The following is a 1,149-nucleotide window of genomic DNA, read 5'->3' on the forward strand; positions in this document are numbered from 1 at the left end:
CGGCAGCTTGCGAAGCTCCGCCTCGTCCAGCGCCCAGTCCAGAGCCTGCATCGCGAAATCCGAGCCGTCATAGCCGAGCACGATCTGATCCATGTTCTCGGGCCCCTTTCACGGGCAGGGAAGTCATTACCTTCAGTGTCGGAGCACTACTGGAGCCCGCCGTAGGGTCGGGTGACCCGGCCCGCCAGGACCTTGGTCCCCCGGCAAGTGCCAGGGACCTTCGGCCTTAGCCGGAGAGCCGTCCAGCACTGCCGAGCGCGCCCGCCCTGCGGAATCGTCATGTCTGAAGGCCGAACTTGCGTCTGAACGGGAGCCCAGCATGCCTGACGGGTACGACGTGCTGCTGCGTGACGGCGGCATCGCTCATGTGCGCCCGCTGTGCCCCGCCGACCGCGAGGGCCTGCACCAGTTGGTCGACCGCTCGTCGGAACGCTCGGCGTACCTGCGTTTCTTCACCGGCGGTCGCAACACCGCCCACGCCTACATCGATCGCATCACCAGTGACAGCTACGGCGGCCGCGCGCGGGTGGCCGGCCTGCGCGGCCGGCTGGTCGCGGTCGCCGAGTACATCCCCATGGAGGATGGTCGTGCCGACCTGGGCATCCTTCTGGACGACGCCGTGCACGGGCATGGCCTGGGCACGCTGCTGCTGGAGCACCTCGCCGTGGACGCCGCCGAGCACGGCGTGCGCGAGCTGGTCGCCGACGTGCTGGCCGAGAACCGGCCGATGATCCAGGTGCTGCGCGACCTGGGCCTGAAGCTGGAGCAGTACTTCGAGGGCGGCACGTTGCACGTCAGCATCGCCGCCGAGCCCACCCCCAGGCTGATGGCGGCCATCGAGGCTCGTGACCACGAGGCGGAGCGAGCGTCACTGGCGCGGGTGCTGGCGCCGCGTTCGGTGGCGGTGATCGGCGCGAGCCGTGACGAGCACGCCATCGGGCACAAGGTGCTGCGCAACCTCATCGACGGCGGCTTCTGCGGCCCGATCCATCCCGTCAACCCCAGCGCCGGCGAGATCGCCGGACTGGCCTGCCACCCCAAGGTGCCCGACGGCGTGGATCTGGCGGTGGTGGCGGTGCCCGCCCGGCGGGTGCTGGATGTGGCGCGTGACTGCGCGGCGGCCGGGGTGGCCGGGCTGGTGGTGCTGAC

At 70.5% G+C, this 1,149-nt stretch carries 1 protein-coding gene; it reads left to right on the top strand.

Features of this window, described 5'->3' with window-relative positions; all coding sequences use genetic code 11:
• Window positions 1-319 precede the first annotated feature (319 nt).
• On the top strand, window positions 320-1,149 hold an 830-nt coding region (locus ABZS69_RS67075), incomplete at its 3' end, for a GNAT family N-acetyltransferase (RefSeq protein ID WP_355395688.1).

It is taken from the genome of Nonomuraea sp. NPDC005650 (assembly GCF_040605375.1).
Classification (GTDB): Bacteria; Actinomycetota; Actinomycetes; order Streptosporangiales; family Streptosporangiaceae; genus Nonomuraea.